This window comes from Arcobacter rhizosphaerae, assembly GCF_049472155.1.
Lineage (GTDB): Bacteria > Campylobacterota > Campylobacteria > Campylobacterales > Arcobacteraceae > Arcobacter_B.
Genome location: NZ_JBMOVW010000002.1, coordinates 63,411 through 87,614, shown reverse-complemented (window position 1 = coordinate 87,614; position 24,204 = coordinate 63,411). Strand labels below are relative to the sequence as shown.

General features: G+C 27.9%; 22 protein-coding genes and 1 pseudogene. 13 read left to right on the top strand and 10 right to left on the bottom strand.

From position 1 onward, the window contains the following. Position 1: 1 nt before the first annotated feature. The 8 genes from ACH5BH_RS03495 (at position 2) to ACH5BH_RS03460 (ending at position 11,298) form a co-directional block, all read left to right on the top strand. Positions 2-904: a sterol desaturase family protein gene (locus ACH5BH_RS03495; protein ID WP_423297470.1), complete on the top strand. Its 903-nt coding sequence runs from the start codon at positions 2-4 to the stop codon at positions 902-904. After that, positions 904-2,064, top strand: a complete 1,161-nt coding sequence (locus ACH5BH_RS03490; RefSeq protein WP_423297469.1) for a cytochrome-c peroxidase — start codon at positions 904-906, stop codon at positions 2,062-2,064. The genes ACH5BH_RS03495 and ACH5BH_RS03490 overlap by 1 nt, the downstream gene beginning before the upstream one ends. Positions 2,065-2,610: 546 nt before the next feature. Next, positions 2,611-3,318: an SDR family NAD(P)-dependent oxidoreductase gene (locus ACH5BH_RS03485; RefSeq protein ID WP_404306423.1), complete on the top strand. Its 708-nt coding sequence runs from the start codon at positions 2,611-2,613 to the stop codon at positions 3,316-3,318. 148 nt (positions 3,319-3,466) lie between these two features. Then, positions 3,467-4,105 carry a TetR/AcrR family transcriptional regulator gene (locus ACH5BH_RS03480; RefSeq protein WP_423297468.1) on the top strand — a complete coding sequence of 213 codons (639 nt, stop codon included), beginning with the start codon at positions 3,467-3,469 and terminating at the stop codon, positions 4,103-4,105. A 1-nt stretch (position 4,106) separates the two neighbouring features. Beyond that, positions 4,107-5,864, top strand: coding sequence for a TolC family protein (locus tag ACH5BH_RS03475; protein ID WP_423297467.1), 1,758 nt, complete (start codon positions 4,107-4,109; stop codon positions 5,862-5,864). Then, a complete protein-coding gene (locus ACH5BH_RS03470; RefSeq protein ID WP_404306417.1) occupies positions 5,861-6,961 on the top strand; it encodes an efflux RND transporter periplasmic adaptor subunit in 1,101 nt (366 codons plus the stop codon). The genes ACH5BH_RS03475 and ACH5BH_RS03470 overlap by 4 nt, the downstream gene beginning before the upstream one ends. A 1-nt stretch (position 6,962) precedes the next feature. Next, positions 6,963-10,013 (top strand): efflux RND transporter permease subunit, encoded by a 3,051-nt coding sequence (locus tag ACH5BH_RS03465; protein WP_423297466.1) that lies wholly within the window; start codon positions 6,963-6,965, stop codon positions 10,011-10,013. Continuing rightward, positions 10,003-11,298: a dicarboxylate/amino acid:cation symporter gene (locus ACH5BH_RS03460; RefSeq protein ID WP_404306414.1), complete on the top strand. Its 1,296-nt coding sequence runs from the start codon at positions 10,003-10,005 to the stop codon at positions 11,296-11,298. Before ACH5BH_RS03465 ends, ACH5BH_RS03460 begins: the two co-directional genes overlap by 11 nt. A gap of 69 nt (positions 11,299-11,367) precedes the next feature. On the opposite strand, the gene ACH5BH_RS03455 is transcribed toward ACH5BH_RS03460, so the two are convergent. The 4 genes from ACH5BH_RS03455 to ACH5BH_RS03440 form a co-directional block, all read right to left on the bottom strand. Further along, positions 11,368-12,279 carry a DMT family transporter gene (locus ACH5BH_RS03455; RefSeq protein WP_423297465.1) on the bottom strand — a complete coding sequence of 304 codons (912 nt, stop codon included), beginning with the start codon at positions 12,277-12,279 and terminating at the stop codon, positions 11,368-11,370. A 53-nt stretch (positions 12,280-12,332) separates the two neighbouring features. Then, positions 12,333-13,124 (bottom strand): AraC family transcriptional regulator, encoded by a 792-nt coding sequence (locus tag ACH5BH_RS03450; RefSeq protein WP_423297464.1) that lies wholly within the window; start codon positions 13,122-13,124, stop codon positions 12,333-12,335. Positions 13,125-13,194: 70 nt separating this feature from the next. Beyond that, positions 13,195-14,481 (bottom strand): Na+/H+ antiporter NhaA, encoded by a 1,287-nt coding sequence (nhaA, locus tag ACH5BH_RS03445; RefSeq protein WP_423297463.1) that lies wholly within the window; start codon positions 14,479-14,481, stop codon positions 13,195-13,197. 13 nt (positions 14,482-14,494) lie between these two features. Beyond that, complete coding sequence (locus tag ACH5BH_RS03440; protein ID WP_423297462.1) at positions 14,495-14,860, bottom strand: Fur family transcriptional regulator; 366 nt, start codon at positions 14,858-14,860, stop codon at positions 14,495-14,497. A gap of 142 nt (positions 14,861-15,002) precedes the next feature. Here ACH5BH_RS03440 and ACH5BH_RS03435 point away from each other — a divergent pair, with 142 nt between their 5' ends. The 4 genes from ACH5BH_RS03435 to ACH5BH_RS03420 all read left to right on the top strand — a co-directional run bounded on the left by ACH5BH_RS03435 (position 15,003) and on the right by ACH5BH_RS03420 (position 18,333). After that, on the top strand, positions 15,003-15,998 hold the full coding sequence (locus tag ACH5BH_RS03435; RefSeq protein WP_423297461.1) for a metal ABC transporter solute-binding protein, Zn/Mn family: 996 nt from the start codon (positions 15,003-15,005) through the stop codon (positions 15,996-15,998). Between the two features lie 53 nt (positions 15,999-16,051). After that, positions 16,052-17,470: a HoxN/HupN/NixA family nickel/cobalt transporter gene (locus ACH5BH_RS03430; RefSeq protein ID WP_423297460.1), complete on the top strand. Its 1,419-nt coding sequence runs from the start codon at positions 16,052-16,054 to the stop codon at positions 17,468-17,470. 9 nt (positions 17,471-17,479) lie between these two features. Then, entirely contained in the window at positions 17,480-17,926 is a 447-nt protein-coding gene (locus tag ACH5BH_RS03425; RefSeq protein ID WP_423297459.1) for a hypothetical protein, read from the top strand. 65 nt (positions 17,927-17,991) lie between these two features. Next, a complete protein-coding gene (locus tag ACH5BH_RS03420; RefSeq protein ID WP_423297457.1) occupies positions 17,992-18,333 on the top strand; it encodes a cupin domain-containing protein in 342 nt (113 codons plus the stop codon). Between the two features lie 7 nt (positions 18,334-18,340). Here the strand turns inward: ACH5BH_RS03420 and ACH5BH_RS03415 are convergent, their stop codons facing one another. The 4 genes and pseudogenes from ACH5BH_RS03415 to ACH5BH_RS03400 form a co-directional block, all read right to left on the bottom strand. Continuing rightward, the gene (locus ACH5BH_RS03415; RefSeq protein ID WP_423297456.1) at positions 18,341-19,837 is read right to left on the bottom strand and encodes a PLP-dependent transferase; all 1,497 of its coding nucleotides are present in this window, start codon (positions 19,835-19,837) and stop codon (positions 18,341-18,343) included. Between the two features lie 11 nt (positions 19,838-19,848). After that, on the bottom strand, positions 19,849-21,000 hold the full coding sequence (locus ACH5BH_RS03410; protein WP_423297455.1) for a trans-sulfuration enzyme family protein: 1,152 nt from the start codon (positions 20,998-21,000) through the stop codon (positions 19,849-19,851). A 112-nt stretch (positions 21,001-21,112) separates the two neighbouring features. Continuing rightward, a pseudogene (locus ACH5BH_RS03405) lies at positions 21,113-21,334 on the bottom strand (thioredoxin family protein); the annotation flags it as partial. A gap of 12 nt (positions 21,335-21,346) precedes the next feature. Then, the gene (locus ACH5BH_RS03400) at positions 21,347-21,481 is read right to left on the bottom strand and encodes a thioredoxin domain-containing protein (protein WP_404306378.1); all 135 of its coding nucleotides are present in this window, start codon (positions 21,479-21,481) and stop codon (positions 21,347-21,349) included. Positions 21,482-21,625: 144 nt separating this feature from the next. On the opposite strand from ACH5BH_RS03400, the gene ACH5BH_RS03395 reads away from it, so the two are divergent. After that, positions 21,626-23,080: a protein adenylyltransferase SelO gene (locus ACH5BH_RS03395; protein WP_423297454.1), complete on the top strand. Its 1,455-nt coding sequence runs from the start codon at positions 21,626-21,628 to the stop codon at positions 23,078-23,080. A 25-nt stretch (positions 23,081-23,105) separates the two neighbouring features. On the opposite strand, the gene ACH5BH_RS03390 is transcribed toward ACH5BH_RS03395, so the two are convergent. Beyond that, complete coding sequence (locus ACH5BH_RS03390) at positions 23,106-23,654, bottom strand: YceI family protein (protein ID WP_423297453.1); 549 nt, start codon at positions 23,652-23,654, stop codon at positions 23,106-23,108. Between the two features lie 365 nt (positions 23,655-24,019). Beyond that, a complete protein-coding gene (locus ACH5BH_RS03385) occupies positions 24,020-24,190 on the bottom strand; it encodes a DUF1328 domain-containing protein (protein WP_404306373.1) in 171 nt (56 codons plus the stop codon). Positions 24,191-24,204: the final 14 nt, after the last annotated feature.

Sequence of the window (24,204 nt, the reverse complement as noted above, 5' to 3'; positions counted from 1 at the left end):
GTTGAGCGATTTTTTTGCACTAGAGTATTTTATAAACCCAAATAAAAGAGTTTTTTGGGTTTATATTTTATCTTCTATTTTAATAGCAGGGATATATTTTTATTTTAATAAAAAACAATTAAAAGTAAATCTATCTTCAAAGCTTTGGTTACATCCTAGTGCTAAGCTTGATTATTATTACTTTTTTATTGGTTATTTTATAAAGGTATTTATGTTATTTCCTATAGTAATAAGTGCAAAAACTATCGCTTTATTTATAAACAAACAGCTTTATTTATCATTTGATTTTTATGAAAACACTTTCTTTTCTTATGAGGCTGTTTTACTTATGTATACTATTTGTTTGTTTGTTGTGAGTGATTTCACTAGATATTGGACTCACAGATTTTTACATACTATTCCTTTCTTGTGGGAATTTCACAAGATTCATCACAGCGCAAAGGTATTAACACCTATTACTTTTTATAGGGTTCATCCTATTGAAAATCTACTTTTTGGACTTAGATATTCACTTAGTATTGGATTTGTAACAGGGGTGTTTATATACTTTTTTGGTGCGATGATTGATGTATATGCTATTTTAGGGGTAAATGTATTTGTATTTGCTTTTTCTTTAATAGGTTCTAACTTAAGACATTCTCACGTGGCTTTTTCTTATTCTAAATTTTTGGAGAGATTTTTTATCTCACCTAAACAACACCAAATACACCATAGTAAAAAATATTTTGATAAAAACTATGGAGGATATTTAGCTATTTGGGATTGGGCTTTTGGCACTCTGAGATTTTCTAAAGATGTAAAAGTTTTAAAATTTGGACTTAGACGTGAACAAATGAATCAGTACAATTCAATAGCAAATTTAATAATAGCACCATTTAAAAATTTAGTAGGAGGTAAGAGGTAATGAAATATTTAAAATCATTTGCCTTAACAGCGAGTGTTGCTTTATTGTTTACAGCTTGTGTAAATAATGCTGAGGTTTCAAAAGCTCAAAAGTTAGCAAACTTAAAAGTAAAAGAGGATTTAGGAAGATCACTGTTTTTTGATGTAAATTTATCAAAAAATAGAACTCAATCATGTTCAACTTGTCACAATCCCCAAAAAGGATTTGCAGATGACAGAGACAACACAATAGGTGCAATGGCTTCTCTTGGAGATGATGGAAAGTCATTAGGTGATAGACACGCTCCAAGTGCAGCTTATGCTAAGTTTTCACCAAAATTTCATTTTAATGAAAAGAAGAAAAAATATATAGGTGGTCAGTTTTGGGACGGTAGAGAAGCAACTTTAGCTGGTCAAGCAGGTGGTCCTCCAACAAATCCTATTGAAATGGGAATGCCAAGTAAAAAAGCTGTAGTTGATAGAATCAAAGAAAATCCTTATTATGTTAAAACTTTTAAAGAACTTTATGGAAAAGATATTTTTGCTTCAAATGAAGAAGCATATAAAGCAATGGCAGATGCAATAGAAAAGTTTGAAATGACAGATGAATTTTCACCTTTTGATTCAAAATATGATAGATATTTAAGAGGAGAATATGACTTAACTGTACTAGAAGATTTAGGAAGATCAATCTTCTTCTCAAACAATAACAATTCTTGTGCAACTTGTCACGTACTAAAAGGTGAGGATAAAGCTGGTGAGACGTTTACAAACTATGAATATCATAACATAGGTGTTCCAGTAAATCATAAACTAAGAGCAAGAAATGGTGTAACAGCTATAGATAATGGACTATTAAATAATCCAGCAGTAAATGATGAAAAAGAAAAAGGAAAATATAAAGTTCCAACTTTAAGAAACGTAGCAGTAACAGCTCCATATATGCACAACGGAGTATTTAAAGAGCTTAAAACTGTAGTTGAATTCTATGATAAGTACAATAACCCAAGTAGAAAACTAAACCCAGAAACTGGTAAACCATGGGGTGAACCTGAGGTTAAAGAGACTATCTCACTTGAAGAGCTAAAAGCTAAAAAACAAAGTGATAGAAAAGTAGAAGCTTTAGTTGCTTTTATGAAATTACTTACAGATAAAAAATACGAACACTTACTAGAAAAGTAAAATAAAGCGCGAAATTATTCGCGTTTTATATAAAAATAAAAATATCTCAACAAAAATTATTTTTTCTTTAAAAAATTTTATTTTTTAGAAATAAAACTGCAATTTTTACTAAAAAAAACAATAAAAATATGGTATTATAAACAAAAAGGAAATACTATTTTACGATTTATACTATTATTTTCAATTACTACTTTTTTATTTGCTGAAAATAAGTCTGATTATAAAGCTCAGTTTCTAAAATTAAAAGAAGAAAAAGCAGGTTTAATAAATAGATATAAAATCAGAATAGAAGTTGCACGACTTGATAAACTTCATCAAAGAGCAAAACTACTTTCAAAAACTCTTATTTGCTTAAAAAACTCTAGAAGTAAAAGAGAAATCGTTTTATGCAAGAACGCAGAGCGAAAAAGAATCATGAGCATTATTAGAGGTTAAAACTCTCTTTATTCTTTTATAATAAATTTTAAATACTTACTTAAACTTTTAAGAAATATAAAACCAAAGCCATTATATACTCAATACATAGAAAAATTATGGAGAGATAATATGACTAAAAAAAGAGCATTAATCACAGGTGGAAATAAAGGTATAGGTTTAGCTGTATCAGCTGCACTTCTTGAACTTGATTATGAGATTATAGTTGTTGCTAGAAACTTTGATGATTTTCAGTTAGGTGGTCTACCCAATGTAACTGAAATACAATATGATTTATCAGATATTGAAAATCTACCAGCTTTAGCAAAAGAGGTTGGTGAAATAGATGTTCTTATAAACAATGCTGGTTATATGCAACCAAAATATACTTATGACAATTACCCAAAGGAAGCCAAAGAGCATTTAATGAATGTAGACTTACACGCTCCTGTTGAGCTTATGAATCTTTTTAGTGAGGGTATGAAAAAAAGAAAATTTGGAAGAATAGTAAATACTGCTTCTATTGCAGGACAAATAGGTCACCCTGATGTATGGTATGGTATCGCAAAAGCTGGGCTTATAAATGCTACAAAAATCTATGCAAAACTTCTTGGAAGTGATGGTATTACTGTAAATTGTGTTGCTCCAAGTGCTGCTGAGACTGATATGCAAAATGATAATGATGAAAAAAGAAAAGCAGCTTTTAAAGCAGCTGTTGTTACAAATAGATTTGCCGAACCAGAAGAAGTTGCTAAAGCTATTGTTTGGCTTGCTACTGATTGTCCTGAATATATAAATGGTATTACAATAGATATCAATAACACTTTTTATGCTAGATAATAAACTAGAGATTTCTCTAGTTTATTAAATTTTCACTACTTTTAAAAATTATTTATTTCACTTTATATATGATATTATAGTATTTTCTTTAATTACTTTATTAGAACATTTGTTCTATAATTAGAACAAATGTTCTAAGGAGATTTTTTTGTCATTAAGAAAAAATTTAATAATTCAAGAATCAATTAATCTTTTCAATGAAAAAGGTTGTATAGATACTACTACAAGGCATATTGCATCTAGGCTGGGTATTAGTGTTGGGAGTCTTTATTATTATTTTAAGAACAAAGAAGAGATTATTATTGAGATTTATGAAGAGTTTATGAAAGCTATTTCTTCACAGCTTACTAGTGTAAAAGATGGAGAGGATAAAGCTTTTGATTATTATGCTTTTTTACAACAACAAATGAAAAATGAATTAAGATATAGGTTCTTTAGACTTGAACTAAACAATATATATCAAAAGTATCCAAATGTTAGAGAAGTTTTCAAAGAAAATCATCTAAAAAACAAAGTACAAATAAGAAAAGTTTATGAACATCAAATCAAGTATGGATACTTAAAAACTTTAGATAAAAATGAGTTGGATTTTTTAGTATCGAATACATGGATTATAGTAAGTCAATGGGAAATTTATTGGCTTATAGATGAGTCACAAACTGAGCTTCAAAGAAGAAAAAAGGGAATACTAAATATTTTATATTTTATAAAACCTTATATGACAAAAAAGGGAATAGAACATACAAATTTAGTACATTCAATAGATTATTTAAATAGTGAGGTATAAGGTGAAAAAATTATTTATATTAATGTTTATAGCTTTTAGTACATTTGCTTATTCTAAAGATTATAAATTAAATTTAATACTTGATAGCAAGTCTAAAACCTATCTTGAAGCTATAAAAAAAGAAGCTTCAAAACTCTTTGATAGTGCAGATAGTATCAACTACAATACAAAGATTTGTTTAAAAAATTGTGATAAATATTTCTTTCAAGCAAATACACTTTTTTTGATTAATAGTTTTGATTCAATTTCAAAAGCAAATAGTTCTTATGCTATTACTTACAATTTAATTTCTTCTGTTTATGATGAAAATAGGATTATAAGAACTGCTGCTTTAGGAATATTTGAGTTTTTAAAAGAGAATAAAAGAAAAGTGGTTCATATAAAAAATAAACCTTTACTTTTAGACACGAAAAAAGATAAAAAACTAAAAAGTTTAAATCTTGAAGAGGTGTTACATCTAGCAAGTAACAATAACTTAAAAATAAAAAGAAATGAAAATAGTATTAAACTTAGAGAAATAGGTGTATATGAAACAAAAACACTTTATAGACCTAAGATAGATATTTTTTCAAATTATATTCAAATTGATGAAGATAGAGCAAAAGCAAGTAGAGGCTTAAATGCACAAAAAACTCTTGAAGCTGGAGTCAAACTATCACAGCTTATTTATTCTGATAAGGCTTTAAAAAATATTGAAATAAATCAACTTCTTTATAAATCAACAAAGCAAGAATCAAAAGCTTTAAATGATGAGATTTTATATAAAGCTACTTTAATTTATCTAAATATTATAAAAGCCAAAAAATATAATGAGATCATTAGAATAAAACATGATTTTATAAAAAGAAATCTTATGTTTGCTAAGCAAAGACTGGAGATTGGTGTAAAAGATAGAAGTGATGTTTATAGATGGCAAAGTGAATTAGCAAATGCAAATATAGATTTAGCTAGTTCTAAAAAGCAGTTGGAAAAACTTAAAATAGAGTTAGCAAATCTTCTAAGAGTTAAAAATGAATATGATTTTATAGAGTATGGTTTAAATTCAAAACTATTTAAACTTTTAAATAGTGATGCAATTAAATATCTAAAAGATAAGAGAATCCAAAATACCTTTACAAAAGAGATTGTACATACTCATCCAAGACTAAAACAAATAAAAGAGCTAGTAAGTGCAAAATCTAAACAGCTTAAAATGAATAAAGACTCTTATTTTTTACCTACTTTAGCCTTTGAAGGAACAGCAAAAAAAATAATAGATAGAAATGGTGAAAGTTCAACTTTACCGCAAGGTCTTGATGATGAAGAGTATCAAGCTGTTTTAAATTTAAAGCTTCCTTTATATGAGGGTGGGTTAAAGAAATCTAAAATTCAAAAAAATGAAGTTGAGCTTATTGATTTAAAACTTCAATACAATGAAATAAAAAATCTTATCATAGAAAATGTAAGAAAAAACTATGAGTCTTTAGAGCAATCTTATGAAAAAATAGCTTATTCAAAAGACTCTTTAATTTCATCAAAAAAGAACTTTGAGTTAATAGAAGATAAGTATCAAAAAGGAAAAGAAAATATTATCTCTTTACTTGATGCTCAAAACTCTTATATTGTGTCAAAATTGAATCTAAATATTTCAAATATTGAGTATTTAGTTGATTTAAGTTCTATTTATTTTTTTAGTGGGAAGATTGATATTTTATTAGATGAATTAAAAAAAGAAGAAGTTGAAAGAAAAATACAAATGATTATAAAGGATAAAGGTTGAAAAATCTATTTTTAGCAGTATTTATAATATTAGCTTTTACAGCTTGTGAAGAAAAAGAAACTAAAAGTGAACAAACAGATGTAAAAACAGTATTTGCTACAATCCCAAAAGCAAAGGATTCAAATGAAAACAGAGTTTTAAATGGACTTGCAATATCAAATAATGAAACAAAATTAAGCTTTAAAGTTCAAGGTAATATCTCTTATTTAAAAGTAAAAATTGGAGATGAAGTAAAACAAGGACAATTAATAGCAAAATTAGATTCAAAACCTTATGAGTTAAAAGTATCACAAATAAAGTATGCTTTAAGTGAGGCAAAAGCCAGTTTGATAAATGCAAAAAGTAGTTATGAAAGAGTTAAAAAACTTTATATAAATCAAAATGCAAGTGTAAGTGATATTGATAATGCAAAAGCTGCCTATGATGCAATAAGTGCAAAAGTGAAAAATATTACAAAAGAGTTAGAATATGCAAAACTAAAATTATCTTATACTAAACTATACTCTCCAATGAATGGTTATATTTCACTAAAATATGTACATGAAAATGAAAATGTGGCTATTGGTACTCCTGTTGTTTTAATAGGAGATAAATTAATAGATGAGGTATCTTTACAAGTTCCAGAATCAATAATAAACAAAATAGATCAAAACCATTTAGTAAAAGTAATCTTCCCTTCAATTGATAAAACAAGAGTTTTTACAGCAAAAGTAAAAGAGCTATCAAAATATTCTTCATCAAAAACAAAAACTTATAAAGTAGTAGTAAAACTAAACAATAGTTCAACTTTGATTAAATCAGGAATGTCAGCAGATGTATATTTTGATCTTTCAAATAAAGATGAAAAAAATATATTTTATGTACCCTCAGCTAGTGTGTTAAATGATAAAAATGGATACTACTTATATATCTTAAAAAAACAAGATGATTTTTATGTGGTAAAAAAAGCAGAAGTAAAAGTAGGAGAGTTGAGTTCTGATGGGTTTGAGATAACTAGTGGAATAACAAACAAAGATATAGTTCTAAAAGCTGGTATGAGTGAAGTTTATGAAGATATGAAAGTTAAAATTGCTAATTTAAAAGAGTTAGGACAATAAAATGTCAATTACAAAATTTGCTTTAGAAAAAAGTACTGTAACAATTGTTTTTTCTTTTATGTTATTAGTTTATGGTGTTATTTCATTTTTTGATTTACCAAGAGCTAAAGATCCTGGTTTTATAGTAAGAACAGCTACTGTGGTTACTTATTTTCCTGGTGCAAGTGCAAAAAGAGTTGAACAGTTAGTAACTGATAAACTAGAAAAAACAATTCAAGAAATGCCTGAAATTGATTATATTAGATCAACATCTAAAAATGGTGTATCTATTATATTTGTAAATGTTCTTGAAAAATATAAAAACATGAGAGAAATATGGGATTCTCTTAGAAGAAAAGTTCAAAAAGGTTCACGAGAGTTACCTGAGGGGACAAGTGAACCTATTGTAAATGATGAGTTTGGTGATGTATATGGAAACTTAATATCCGTTACAAGTGATGGTTTAGAGTATAAAGAACTAGAAGATATAGCAAACGACACAAAAGATATGATTTTAAGAATTAGTGAAGTTGCTAAAGTAGAGCTTTTGGGTGAACAACCTCAAAGAGTTTATGTGGAGTTTGATAACACAAAATTAGCAAAACTAAATTTAAGTGCTTCATATTTAAAAAATATTTTAGAACAAAAAAACATAGTTTTATCAGGTGGTAGTATTAAAGTTGATAGTTCAAGAATGCTAATAGAACCTACAGGAAACTATGAAAATATAAAACAAATAGAAAACACAATAATTGTATTGCCAACAAAAGAATATATATATCTAAAAGATATAGCAAATATCAAGTATGAGTATAAAGATCCAAGTAGTTTTATAGTAAGAAAAGGTGGAAAAGAAAGTATTGTTTTAGCTATTTCTATGAAAGATGATGGAGATATTATTAAACTTGGTGAAAAACTTGATGCTTTAATAGTTGATGTTCAAAAGAAACTTCCTTTAGGAGTAAAGCTTGATAAGCTTTTTGATGAACCAAAAATAGTTGAGGGGATTGTAGGGGATTTTGTTGATAATTTACTACAAGCTATGGGACTTGTAATTTTAGTAATGCTTTTTTCTCTTGGTTTAAGAACTGGACTTATAGTTGCAGTTTTAATTCCAATGTCTGTTTTAACATCATTTATTATCATGGGGATTTTTGATATTTGGTTAGATCAGGTATCTTTAGCTGCACTTATTATTTCTCTTGGACTTTTAGTTGATAGTGCTATTGTTATGAGTGAATCTATTATGGTTTTAATGCAAAGAGGAAAAAGTGTATTTGAAGCCTCACTTCAAAGTGCAAATGAGTTAAAAATACCTCTTTTAACTTCTGCATTAACAACATCAGCAGCCTTTTTACCAATATTTTTAGCAAAATCTATGACGGGAGAATATACAAACTCTATTTTTAAAGTAGTAACAATTACCTTACTTTCTTCTTGGGTTTTAGCTCTTACTTTAACACCTGTTTTAAGTAAATATTTTATGAAGAAAAAAGATGTTGAAGAAAAAGAGAGTAGATTTTACTACTATTATAGAAAGTTTTTAAAAGCTATTTTAAAATACAGATATGCAACTATTTTAGTTGTAATACTAGTTTTTGTAGCTTCTTTAAAATTATTAGATATTGTACCTAAGAAATTTTTCCCACCATCAAGTGAACCTAGTTTTACCTTAGAACTTAGACTCCCTGTAGGAACTAATATAGATACTACAAAAGAGGCTGTGGCTAAGATAGAGGAATATATAAACAAAAACTATATTGAAAATAAACAAGTGAAAAGTTTTGTATCTTTTATAGGACAGAGTGCCCCTAGGTTTTGGTTAGCTTATGATCAAGAGTTAGCAAGTGTTGAATACAGTACTATTTTAGTAAATGTAAGAGAGTATAAAAATCTTTATAGTGTAAAAAAAGATGTGGAAGACTTCACAAAAAATAGCTTCCCTGATATGCAAGTTACAGCTAAAGTCTTAGCAAATGGACCTCCTGTTAAAAAACCTATTGAAATTAGGGTAAGTGGAAAAGATATGAATAAACTTTTCAACTTAAGTGCAAAGATAAAACAAGAATTATCACAATATGATGAGGTTAAGACTATTGTTGATGATTGGGGTATTCGAAATAAAAAATTTGTGGTAGATATAGATGAAGCAAAGGCTTTAAAAGAAGGTATTTCAAATCTTGATATTGCTGTTTCTTTACAAAGTGCTTTAAGTGGATTTGAGGTGACAACTTTTAGAAAAAATGACAAATTAATCCCTATAGTTTTAAGATCAAATGAAAATACAAAAGATGATTTAGATAGGCTTCAATCAATTAGTGTTTATTCTCAAAGTAGTGGAAAAAATATTCCTTTATCTCAAGTGGCAAGTTTAAAAGTTGTATTTGAAGAATCAAAAATAATAAGAAGAGATAGATTAAAAACAGTAACAATTGGGGCAAATATAAAACAAGATGCAAACGCACTTGCAGTGTTTGAAAAAATACAACCCTTTATGGACAAAATAGAAAAAGAGTTTCCTTTAGGTTACTATTATGAATTTGGTGGAGAGTATGAAGCTTCTGGAAAAGCAAATAAATCTATTGTAGTAAATCTTCCAATTGCTTTAATGGCAATAATTTTATTAATGGTTGCACAGTTCAATTCTATTAGAAAACCTATAATTATACTTTTAACTATTCCTTTTGGAATAATAGGTGTTTCAATAGGACTTTATATAACAGGTTCATATTTTGGGTTTATGACACTTCTTGGAATCATATCTTTAAGTGGGATAGTTATTAATAATGCCATTGTTTTACTTGAAAGAATTAAACTTGAATATGAAAATGGTTTAGAACTTTATGATGCAATTATAGAAGCAGGAGTTAGTAGATTTAGACCAATTATTCTAACAACAATAACCACAATCTTTGGGCTTGTACCTTTATGGTACAGTGGTGGTGAGATGTGGCAGCCTATGGCTATATCAATTATTTTTGGTTTAATGTTCTCAACTGTATTAACTTTAGGTTTAGTTCCAGTTTTATACTCAATTTTTTATAAAGTAAAAAGGCAAAAAAATGCTAAATAAACTTTGGTTTAAAGTTCTTGTAGGCATGGTTTTAGGTGTCATTGTAGGTTTACTTTTATCTCCTAATGCCTTTGCTTTAGTTCCTAGTAATGTAGCATTTATAATAGCTCCATGGGTAGCATTAGCAGGAAATATTTTCCTAGCTTTAATTAAAATGGTTGTTATTCCACTTGTAATGAGTTCTATTATTTTAGGAATAACAAGTGCAAATAATACTGACACCCTAAAAAGTTTAGGTTTAAAAATTGCTCCTTATTTTGTATTTACAACTATTGTTGCTGTAAGTTTAGGTTTATTTGTAGCTTTATATATAAATCCAGGGCAGTATGTATCAAAAGATATTTTAAATACGATTAATACAAGTACGGTTGTTATAAAAGAAGTAAATCCTATTTCAAACACATCTATTCCTGATATGATTGTAGGCTTAATTCCTATAAATGTAAGTCAAGCTGAACTTGATGGAAATATTTTATTTTTTGTGATATTAGCTATTTTCGTAGGTGTTGCTTTGATGAATATGGAAGATGAAGACTCAAAACCTTTAAAGGATTTAGCAAAGTCTTTTCAGTCTTTTTCTATGACAGTTGTTAGTTGGGCTATGAAACTTGCTCCTTATGCTGTATTTGGCCTTTTATGTAGTATTACAATCAAGATTGGATTTGATGCAATCTCTTCAATGTCAATGTATGTATTGACAGTTTTAGTGGGATTATTTACTTTACTTTGTTTTTATATACTAGTCGTCTTTATTGCTGCAAAAATAAAACCTTTGGAGTTTTTAAGTAAAATACGTGAAGTTCAACTTCTTGCTTTTTCAACTTCATCATCTGCTGCTGTTATGCCTTTATCAATGAAAACAGCAGAAGAAAAACTAAATATACCAACTCCTATTTCAAAGTTTGTAATACCTTTAGGTGCAACAATAAATATGGATGGTACAGCTATTTATCAAGTAATAGCAGCTATTTTTTTAACTCAATTATTTGGAATAGAGTTAAGTATAATAGAAATGGCTGTATTAGCTCTAACAACAGTAGCAGCTTCTATTGGAGCTCCAAGTACGCCAGGTGTTGGAATTGTTATTTTAGCTTCAATTCTTCAAAGTTTAGGAGTTCCTGTTGAGGGAGTTGCCCTTATTTTAGGAGTTGATAGAATTCTTGATATGTGTAGAACGACTATAAATGTAACAGGGGATTTAACAGCTTCAATTGTTATGAAAAAGCTAGTAAATATTACTAGTTCAAAAGCAGAAATCGCAAAAGAAATAAATGCTTTAAAATAGGCATTGATTTAAGAAGTAAAGTTTTTACTTCTTAAAATAAGTTCTGATAAAGTAAAAGTATTAAGCTTTTTAGTTTCGTGTTTGAATGTCTTGTCTTTTTTTAAATATCTTTATATTATTTAAAATTTTAACAGCAATTAGTGTTAAAATTGTTCCTATTAAAAGAGAGATACTTAAATGTTCTTTTAGAAAAATAACACTAAATAAAATAGCAAAAAGTGGTACTAAAAAGATGAAAGAACTAACTTCATTTGTTCCTAATTTTTCAATTCCTATAAAATATACTGTTGTAGAAAATGTTGTAGAAATAACAGCAAGTCCTAAAATATTTAACCAAAAAATCTCATCATAACTACTATAGTTTAACTCTAAAGAATCTGTAAAAAATATCACTACCATTATTGATGTAATGATATACATATATAAAGTAAAAACCATAGGTGAGGTTTTTGTGATTTTTGAACTAGTAATAGTTAAAGCAGGCCATAAAATAGATGCCCCTAAAAAATACATATTTTGAATAGTAAATATTTGCTCACTTGAAAATGACCATACATTAAGCATTGTCATAACCCCAATTGCACCTATGGCTAAAGCAAAATAGTCTTTTTTTATTATCTTTTTTTTAAAAAATAAAGCCATAATAATAAAAGTATTAATAGGTATTAAAGTAGTAACTAAAGCACCACCAAGTGATGCAGTACCAAATTTTGTTCCAAGAAAATAGCATTTCATATATGCAATCATAATTATTGAGGCTAAAACTGCTAATGCTAAGCTTCTTTTGTTTATATAAAAGTATTTTCTTGTAAAAACAAGAATAGGAATTAAAGTAACTATTGTAAAAAAATTTCTTAAAAAAATAAGTTCGTATTCATTTATATAAGAGCTTAATACTTTTGCATTTACCCACGAAGCTCCCCATCCTGCCATAGCAAGAAACATCAAAAAGTAGAATAAGTTTTTGTTTGTTGTTGTCATAGTATAATCTTTAAAAATAAATTTTTAAAAGTATAATTGAAAATAATATCTTTTTATAGAATAAAATTGCTATTTTGCTTTAATGCCTTTGGTGTATAACCAAAGTATTTTTTAAAATTTCTAGTAAAATGTGATTGGTCATTGAATCCAACTTCAATACTAGCTTGGCTAATAGGAATCCCTTTTTGTATTAAATTATTAGCTTTATTAAGTCTTTGATTGATTATAAAAGCATGAGGTGTTAAGCCAAACTCTTTTTTAAATAGTCTTAGAAAATGAAACTTACTAAGATTTACATTTGTGGCAAGATTATCAAGAGTAAATTCACTATCTATACTATCTTTTATATACTCATAAGTATTTTTTACTATTTTTTTATCTTCAAAAATTTTATCATACTCTTTTGTATAAATAGTGTTTGAAAGTATTAATTCACTCAAAGCTTCAATAAGTAAGGACTCAATTAATATCTCATCTTCTTTTGAAAAATAAGCTGTAAAAAAATCATGAAGTTTCATAAATAAAAGTCTATTTTCAACTATATGTCTTTCAAAAAAAGGAGTTCTTTTTTCATCAAATATTTGGGCATATAAATTTGAAATAAGCTCTATTGTTGGATAAAAGTTTGCATGGCTCCATTGTTTTGATGTTCCTGAATGAACTTCTCCGGGGTTATTTATTCTTATTGAATATTCATAAGAATCATAAGATTGATTGGCATTAAAAGATTTTAAAACACCTTTATATGTAAGTCCAATTGTATAAGTATCATGGTAGTGTTTTGTAAAATTATCATTTGATTTTTTAACATTTTCAAAAAGTATATTGTTTAGTAAATTAGACATTTTGTATTATATTATAATTTTTTATTTAAAAATTAAAAAAATTGTCATAATTTATACAAAAGAGAAAAGCTTAAGCTTTTTCTCTTTTGATAGTAAGAAGTAATACTACTCCAATTACAGCAGCAACAAATGAAGCAGCAAATACTCCAAGTTTAACAGCAGCAATTGTTCCTTCATCTAAGTAAGCTAGGTGAGTAATAAAAATTGACATTGTAAATCCAATACCGGCTATAAATCCTACTGCTAGAATTTCTTTCCATAAAATAGTATCAGGTTTTTTAACAATTTTAAGTTTATGAGCTAAATAAGTAAGACCTAAAATACCTACAGGTTTACCAATAACTAAACCACAAACTACACCTAATACAATCATTAAGTTTGCACTTACTGTACTAAAGTCAATTAAAACACCTGCATTAGAAAATGCAAATAAAGGCATAATAAAAAATGCCGAAAGACCATGTAAGTTATGCTCTAATCTTACAAGTGGGTTTTGAACTTTATCATATCCAAATGCAATATTTTCTAAAGAATCAATTTGATGATGATTTAAAACAGGTACAGGATCCATGTGCTTTTCAAACTCATCTACAGAGTGTCTTGTTTCATTAATAAATTTTTTTTCATCAATTTTAGATCTAATAGGAATAGCAAAGGCTAATAATACACCTGCAATTGTAGCGTGAATACCAATAGCATGAATATAAACCCAAAGACCAATACCTAAAATTAAATAAGGAACTAAACTTGTAACACCTCTTTTATTTAAAATCCAAATAATTGCATAAATAATACCAGCATGTAGAAAGTATTGACTTTGAATATCACTTGTATAAACTGTTGCTACTACTAAAACAGCACCTAAGTCATCTACAACAGCAAGAGCAACTAAAAATAGTTTAAGCGCAGGATTAACTCTTGTTCCTAAAAGCATTAAAATACCAAGTGCAAAAGCAATATCCGTAGCCATCGGTACTCCAAATCCTAAAGGATTGTCTGGATTAAATCCTACATAAATTAATGCAGGTATTACCATACCACCAATAGCAGCAACTATTGGAAATGAAGCCTTACTAACACTTGATAGTTCACCTATTAACATTTCTCTTTTTATTTCTAGTCCAACCATAAGAAAGAATAATGCCATTAAACCATCATCAATCCAATAAGTAAGTGTCATCGAGATAGATAAATCTCCTAGGTTAATACCAAGAGGTAAATGCCATAAGTCGTAATATTCTTGTCCCCAACTTGAGTTTGCTACAATAACTGCTGCTACTGTTGCTATGAAAAGTATAATACCACTTAGAGCTTCTTTATTTATAAATCTCTCAATAGTAATTAATTGTTTAATCATATAGTTTCCTTTTTTATTTTAAGCAATTTGGACAAATGCCTTTGATTATTATATTATCAACTTGATAACCTTCTAAATTAAAATTTAGTTTTTCATGAATACATTGTATTTTAGAGCAATTATTACATATAAAGTGAGAGTGTTTAGTTTTTGATATTTCAAAGTATCTTTTTTTATCATTTGATTCAAAAGAATTCAAAATATTCTCTTCTTCAAACTTTGTAATATTTCTGTAAAATGTTGCCTTATCCATTGAAAGTTTATCCTTGATATCCTCATAAGACAAAGGTTTGTCTGCATTTACTAAGATTTCTAAAATAGCCTTTCTAGCTGTTGTCAGTTTAATGTTTTTTTCATCTGTTAATTTTTCTATGTTCATAAAAATATTATAGCAATATTAATTTAAAAGTAGTTTACTAAAATAATACTTTACGACTAAGTTGCATTAAAGTTTTACTATATTATTATTCCAATAATGCAACCCAATTGCAAAAGAAAGAAAAAATTATTAAGGAATTTTTATGAAGAAAATACTAGCTTTTTTATTAGTTATTAGTTTTAGTTTATATGCAAAAGAGCTTACAGTAAGTATTTTACCTCAAAAATACTTTGTAGAAAAAATCGCAAAAGATAAGTTTGAAGTAAATGTTATGGTTAAGCCAGGTTTTTCTCCTGCTACTTATGAACCTAAAACTTCACAAATGAGAAGTTTATCAGCTTCAAAAGCATATTTTTCTATTGGTGTACCTTTTGAAAAAATATGGCTAGAAAAGTTTGAAAGTGCAAATAAAAATATGCTTTTAGTTGATACTTCAAAAGGAATTAAAAAGATTGAAATGCAAGCTCATGAACATCATGATGAAGATGAACATGAAGGGCACGCAAAACATGAAGATGAACATGATGAACATAAAAACCATGAACACCACGATCATGATCATGCAAAACATGATGAACATGACCATGAAGAACATAATCATGCAAAACATGATGAGCATGATGATCATGAAGAACACGGACATAAACATACAGGCTTAGATCCTCATGTTTGGTTAGACCCTATGTTAGTGAAAGTTCAAGCAAAAAATATTTATGAAGCATTAGTAAAAATTGATGCAAAAAATAAAGATTTTTACTTAGCAAATTATAAAGCTTTTGTAAAAGAGCTTGAAGCTTTAAATACTAAACTTGAAAATATTCTTAAACCTTATGAAGATAAAGCATTTATGGTATTTCACCCATCTTGGGGATATTTTGCTAAAAGATATGATTTAGAACAAATATCAATAGAAGTTCAAGGTAAAGAACCAAAGCCAGCTCAATTAGTAGAACTTGTAGATGAAGCAAAAAAACATAATATTAAAATTGTTTTTGTAGCTCCTCAATTTTCTCAAAAAGGTGCGAAAGTTATTTCTCAAAGTATTAATGGAAATACAAGTGTAATAGATCCTTTATCTTATGAATGGGATAAAAATCTTTTAAAAGTGGCAAATGAAATAGCAAAAACATATAAATGATACGTTATTTAATATTATTATTTTTACTTAAGAGCATCCTCTTTGGATGTTCTTTGTGTTCCGTTTATTCTCCTAAAACTCATGTAAGTACAAGTGTAAAAGCTGACAAAAAATATATCAAAAGTGCTAAAGTTAAATGGGTATTTGCAAAAGAGTTTACAAAAGAACTCTTAAACCTCTATGATACAAATTTAGATGCCTCTTTTGATAAAAAAGAGCTTGAAGTTATTCAAGATGCTCTTTTAGCTTATATTGAACCTAAAAACTACTTAACTCATCTAACTTACAGTACAAAAATTGAAGAAGTTTCAAGACCTTTAAATGTAAAAAAATACAAATTTGATTTTAAAAGAGGCATTTTAAGTTTTGAGTATGAGTTTGATTTAAATTATGAAATTAAACATAATCATAAACTATATATTGAAGTTTATGATGATGCAAGCTATTTTATCATGTTGATAGATGAAAAAAGACAGTTGTTTAGTATCCCTTATAAAATCAAAAAAGATTTAGATTATAATAGTGTGACGTATACTATAAATGCACCATCTTTAGCTAAAAATGATGAGAAAACACAAACACACGAAGAGCCTTTAAAAAGTGCAAGTGAAGTAAGAAAAAAAGAAAAGAACTTAATTGAGCAATCTTTAGAAGAAAACAAGGTACAAAAAGAAGAGACTATTTTAGAAAACTTTGTAAAAAAAGTGAAGTATTATTTAGTTGAAATAGAAAAGGGCGAGGATAAATGGGCTTTAGTCTTTTTACTTTTTGTTTCATTTGTTTATGGAGTTATTCATGCTATGGGACCAGGACATGGTAAAGCATTAGCTTTTTCTTATTTTAGTGCTCAAAAAAGTTCATATTTTCAAGCTTTTTTAATTTCTTTAGCAACAGCATTTATTCATATAGTAGGAGCTTTGGTTTTAGTAGTAATCTCAATTTTTATACTTCAAAGTGTTTTAAATAGTTTCCTAGATGATTCTATTAAGTATATTACACAAACAAGTGCTGTTTTGATTATGCTATTATCTATTTATATTCTATACAGAAAATTAAAGAAAAAATCTTGTGCTTGTAGTGCTTGTTGTAGTGTTGAGGAAAATAAACCTATTTTCTCAACAACAGGAAATGTAAATTTTGTTGAAAAAAATGAGAATAAAATACATTTTGATAGTTCAAGAAAAAAAGAAGATTTAATCTTTGTCTTAACAGCAGGGCTTATTCCTTGCCCTGGTACAGTTGTACTTTTTGTATATGCCTTTATTTTAAAAACATATTTTTCAGTAATACTTGCTAGTATTGCTATTTCTTTAGGAATGGGACTTGTGATATTTGCTTCATCATTTTTAGGGGTGTCTTTAAATAAAGTATCAGCTAAATCTACTAAAATAGTAAATATTGTTGAGGTTTTAGCTCCTATTATAATGTTTGTTTTAGGACTTTTACTTCTTTTAAATGCAGATATTTTATAAGGAAATAAAATGGATATTATCTCAAGTTTGAGAAAATATCTTCCAAGATTTAAAAAAGTTTTAGAACTTGGAAGTAAAAAAGGTGATGACTTGGGACTACTTCATTCGTACTATGAAGTAGTAGCAAGTGAAGATGAAAAAGTAAAAACTAGATTCTTAAAAGATGAATTTATTGATATAAGAGTTATTTTAATAGATAAAGTTACAGTTGATACACACAAGAAGTTCGATGCTATTTTTTCAAGAAATACTTTAGATAATCTATCTCTTGTTCAACTCAATGATTCTTTAAAAAATCAAAAAAATATTTTAAATAAAGAAGGTCTAATCTTTCATATTTTAGACAAAAATAAGATTGAAAAAAATGAAGTTTTAACTTTATTAAATGAGAACTATGAGCTTTTAGAAGAGGGTAGTTTTGATAATAACTTCTTTTTTATAGCAAAACTTTCTTGATTATAATCAATGTATTGTTTCTTTTCTCAAGATAAAATTATGATATTAAATTAAAAGGTTTTATTATGGAAAAAGTAAATATTTATGATGATATTGTATACGGTGAAGAGAAAGTAAAAGTATCTCCTATTTTAGAAACAGAATTTTCAAAAGAGATACGAATAGTTTTTAAAAAAGATCAAATTATGAAAGATCATAAAACAGCTTATCCTATTACAGTTGAAATTTTTGAGGGTTCAATTGATTTTGGAGTTGGTGAAAAGGTTTATAATCTTGTAAAAGGCGATATCGTAAGTTTAGAAGCCAGTATTGTACATAATCTTAAAGCAAATGAAGACTCAATAGTAAGACTTACTTTGTCAAAAAGTGATTCAATAAATAGAGTAAAAGGTGTTTTAAAGCTATAAACTAGAGTTAAAACTCTAGTTTTTTAAACTCATTTATAATCTCATCTATTGGCTCAATTCCAACAGATATTCTTAATAAATCTATAGGAAGTCCTATCTCATCTAAGAACTTATTTCCTTCTTTTGATTGGATTAAATCCCAATGAGCTAAATAAGTATAAGGCATAAGAAGTGTAAACTCAGTACCCAAGCTAGGTCCTTTGGCAAAGTTTAGTTTGTCATATACTTCTTTAAATGCTCTATTAAAAGTAACAGAGATAATACCTGTAAGGCTATTATCATCTCTCATTGTTTGAGAATAGTTATCTTTGTTTTCTTCATTTAAACAGTAAAAAACTTTATCTATGTAAGAACACTCTTCAAAGTAAGAAGCTAAGGCTTTTGTGTTTGCACTTACTTTTTTTACTCTGCTTTTATAATCTTTTATTTGTAGTGCTAATCTTTGTTTGTCTTTTATGTAAACTGGGTCACAATGTTTGAAGAATTCTGTTGTCATCTGTGATAGATTATTTCTTTTATTTAAAATAATTGCACCCATTAAAACATCAGCATTTCCACATGCAAACTTAGTAAGTGATTCTACAAAAATATCTGCATAATCTTCTAAGTTTAGATTATAAGGTGTTGCAAAAGTTGTATCTATAACTAAAGGAATATTATACTCATCACATATCTTTCTTAATCTTTTAATATCTACTGTTTTTAAAAGAGGGTTTGTCGGAACTTCTGTAATAATAGCACTTACTTTAAAACCTTCTGTTTTTAAATACTCTTCAAGTAAATCAAGATTTAAAATATCTGGAAATACTTTTGATTCTTGATAGTGATGATTTACAATATTCATAGTATCTAAATAAAGCCAACCAAACTGTACTAAAACAGTTCGTCCATTGTGAGCTTGAATAGAGTTGATACCTCTTACTACTGAATAAATAGCATTCATTCCAGATGGTGCTAAGCATACTTTATCTTTTGGTTGATTATAAGCATTAGCTAGAGTATCTATGATAATGTCATGGGCTTTTGATTCTTCTTCAAGCTCTTCTTCATGAATACTATCTATTAATCCTAAATCAAAAAGATATTTTTCCGCAAGTCTTGAAGAAAGGTTGCAACCCACATGTTGAATATAACTTAAAACTCTTTGTAGTTGACAAGTGTTTTTTTGAACTAAGATAACACCAAAAGCTTCATCAACTTCAAGTTTATTGTTTATATAGTATTTATCACTTACTAACTTCACTGCTTTTTGTGAACTAAGTACTACTACTTCATAGTCATCACTTACTTTATATTTTTCTTTGATATAAAGTCCAAGCTGTTTTAGGTAAGGGTGAAGTACAAATCTTGGATAACCACTTTTTATAGTTTCAATAATTTCAGGAGTTTGTAGCTCATAATCAATCACATCTTGTAAGTATGGCATCGATACTGATACTGCATGTACATTTTTTACAGGAAGTGTTTCTCCTGTTGGGATGTGATTAAAATAGTTTTTGCTCATTTATTACCTTCTTACTTTACTGCCTGTTTTATATCTTCGATTAAATCTTCTACATTTTCTAAACCAATAGAAAATCTTACTGTTCCCTCAGCTATTCCAATAGCCTCTAACTCTTCTTTAGAAAAAGATGCATGAGAAATCTTAGCAGGAATTTCTACTCTTGAATCTGGGCTTCCAAATGAACACTTTTCACCATAAATCTTAGTGTTTTCTATAAACTTTTCAGCTAGTTCAAGTGACTCAAAGTCTGCACAGAATAGTCCTGGAATATAATCCATTTGCTCTTTTGCTAGCTTGTGTTGTGGATGTGATTCTAATGCTGGGTGAGTAACTTTAGTGATATACTCTTGCTCTTCTAAGAACTTAGCAATAATTATAGAGTTTTTCTCATGCTCTTTCATTCTAACTTTTAGCGTTGGAATACCAAGTGTGATTAGATAAACATCCATTGGGTTTTGAGATCTTCCACCTGCATTTGCATAATAGTGAACTTCATCGCTTAACTCTTTTGTTGCTGCAACAATAGCACCTGCAACTACTGCTCCATGACCTGAGATATATTTAGTTGTTGAGAAAAGAGAAAAATCAGCTCCAAGCTCAATAGGTCTCTGAGAGATAAATGTAGCAAGTGAGTTATCAACTGCAAATAAAGCATTGTACTTGTGTGCTAAGTTAGCAACTTCTTTTAAATCAATGATTTTAAGACCTGGGTTTGTAGGACTCTCACATAAAACTAAATCAATAGGGTTGTTTTTTAGAATCTCTTCCATACTATCTAACTCTAAAAAGTTCGCAAAGTGAACTGTAACATTGTACTTTTCTTTAAATACTTTAAGAAGTCTAAATGTTCCGCCATAACAGTCAGCTTCTACTAAAATATGTGAGTTTGCTTTTAGAGTTGTTTCAAATAAAAGTGCAACAGAAGCAATACCTGTGTGTGTACATACACATCCAGCACCACCTTCTACGTGGACGAAAAGATTTTCTAACATCTCTCTTGTTGGGTTGTCACTTCTTGTATAGTCATAAATTTTATCACCATCTTGCTTTTTTAAATCAAATGTTCCTGTGTTATAAATAGGAAAGTGAGAAGCACCAGCTTGTTCAGCAAATGGTGCAAATTTTGCGATATGGCTTAATGATGTTTCAACATGTTTCTTCATAAAAATCCTAATACTTTTTAGGGATTATATCGAAGTTTTACTAAGAGAAAAAATTAAGTAATTTTTATTATAAAAAATACTTATATTATAAAAGAGGCAAAGCCTCTTTTATTTATTCAAAGTATTCTTTTACAGTTTCTTCAAGTTCTTTTACACTTAAAACACCTGATTGTCTCCCAACTTCCATACCATCTTCGAGATATACAAGTGTAGGAACTCCAAAGGCTTTAAATCTTTTTGTTAGTTCTTTTTGTTTTGAAACGTCTACTTTATAGATGTAGATATCTTTTGGTTTAGTACTTGTAGCATATTTTGTCATGTTCTTCTCTAGAACCTTACAAGAACCTCACCAGATTGCGTGAAAATCAACTATTACGTTTTTACCAGCTATTTTCTCATCAAAATTTTCATTTGTTAGTTCTTCAAATGCAAATAAAGATGTAGTTAGAAAAAACAGCATAACTAGTACTATCTTTTTCATAAGTTACCTTTTTTTTATTTTTTTTAGTATATTTTTTTTTCGTTTAGTTTATGTTAAGTAAAATAGGATAAATTTTATCTTGTTTTATAGTTTCTTTTGATAGTGTGAATAAAATAAATATAAACAATTATGAAAGAGAATAATATGAAATTAGATGAATTAAAAGTAAATATTGATTATTTTGAATTTGATGAAAGCTTATATCAAAAACTAAATGCAACACCTGTTTTAAAACCTAAGCTTGTATCTTACAACAAACAAGCCTGTGATTTAATAGGTTTAGATTATGAAGAGTGTGAGAGGCAAGAGTTTTTAGATTTTATGAATGGGAAAAAAATTTTAAAAGGCTCAATTCCTTACTCTATGGTTTATGCCGGTCATCAGTTTGGCTACTTTGTGCCACAACTAGGTGATGGAAGAGCTATAAATCTTGGAAGTATAAATAACTGGCATTTACAAACAAAAGGTTCAGGTCTTACAAAATACTCAAGACATGCAGATGGAAGAGCAGTACTTAGATCATCAATAAGAGAGTATATTATGAGTGAAGCTATGCATGCTTTAGGAATACCTACTACAAGAGCTTTAGCTATCATAGATTCAGAATCTTTTGCACATAGAGAGTGGGAGAGTGAGTCTTGCTCTATTGTTATGAGGCTTTCTCCTTCTTGGATAAGAATAGGAACTTTTGAGTTTTTTGCAAGGACAAATGATGCTAAAGCAAATGTAACTCAACTTGCTGATTATGTGATAAATCAGTCATATCCTCATCTGAAAAATGAAGAGAATAAATATCAAAAAATGTTTTATGAATTAGTTGATAGAAGTAGTGAACTTCTTGCTTATTGGCAGGCTTATGGCTTTATGCATGGAGTTATGAACACTGACAATTTTTCAATGGCAGGTCTTACAATTGATTATGGGCCTTTTGCTTTTATGGATTATTTTGAAAAAAACTGTATTTGTAATCACACAGATAGTGAAGGGCGATACTCTTATGACAATCAACCTTATGTAGCAAGATGGAATTTGATGGTTTTAGCAAATGCAATGGGCTCTATTATAGATGAAGAAAAAGCAGTAGAGTATTTACACTCTTTTTTACCACAACATGAAAATGTATATTTAAATCTTATGAACAAAAGATTAGGATTAGATGGTTCTAAAACTAGTGATAATAATGCTTCTTTAGTAAAAGAGTTATTAGGAAGTTTAGAAAGCTCACAAATGGATTACAATGTCTTCTTTTATAGATTAAGTAAGCTTGATAATTTTGATAATTTAAGTAGTATTACGGATATATCTATTTTTAGAGAACCTTTATTAAATTGGTTTGAGTCTTATAAAAAAGTATGTGAAAATGAAAATAGTAGTTTTGAGAAAAGACAAAATATTATGAAAAAAGTAAATCCAAAATATATTATCAAAAACTATATGCTTCAAGAAGCTATAGAAAAAGCCCATGAGGAAGACTATAGTTTAGTAAATGATTTACTAAAAATTGCTCAAAATCCTTTTGATGAACATAAAGAGTTTGAACGATATTCAAATCCTACACCTATTGAGTATGGAAATTTACAACTTAGTTGTTCTTCTTAGTGTAAAAGAAAGCATAAGCTTTCTTTTATTTATATGGTAGAGTAAATTCAATATTTACATCAGAAAAAGATTTATTTTGATGAAATCCTGCACATTTTTTAGCAAACTGCATAAATGAATCTTTCATTTTATAATCTAAAATTTCAATAGTTCCTTTTGCGATAATAGAGTTATCTTTTATTTCATATTTCATAGGTACTTTGTTTGTTACTTCATTCATAGTTAAATTTAATGTTAACATTTGTTTTTGTGTATCAACATCAGAAATTGAACCCTCAATAGTTTGTGCTGTAGCTAATGAAAATAAAGTACTTGTGATATTTTTATCTCTAAAAGGGTTTTTAGAGTCAAAAGAAGCTGTTTTAATTTTAACGTTTGCACTTTTTAAAAAAGATGATAATTCATCTGCTTTTTTAATATTTAAAGAAATATCTTTAAAAGAACCAGATACAGGGGCTTTTTTCTCTGTTTTAAAACCTGTCCATTTTACTTGTAAATCTCCATTTTGTTCATAAGCATAAGAGCTTGTAAGTAAACCAATACTAAGTAAACTTGAAATAACAAATTTTTTCATCTAAAATCCTTTATTGTTTAATAATCATAGTTTATTATATGGGATTTATGTTTAAAGTATTTATATTTTTAGAGTTAAATAATTTTAATTTTTATATAAGTAAAAAGATAGTGTTGAGTAACACTATCTTTTAGTAATAGTTAGTTTAAATTTTATCTTCAGCTTTGTCCACTACGTCTTCTGCTTTATCTGCTACATCTTCTGCTTTATCTTTTACTTCTTCTGTCACATCTTCAATTTTATCTTCTGTTGTATCATTTTGCATACAACCTTGTAATGTGAAAACTGTCAGTCCTAGAACTAGTAATAAATTTATAATTTTTTTCATTTTAGATACTCCTTTAGATTTTATTATTTAATTTTAATTAGGGTTTTTTCCCTCTTAATGCGTTAGAAACTGCTGAAACAACTAATAATATTATAAAAATAAAGAATAATATTTTAGCAATTTCTGCTGCAGCACCTGCTATACCTGTAAATCCTAAAACCCCAGCAATAAGCGCTAGAATTAAAAATGTTAAAGACCATGATAACATGAATACTCCTTTTA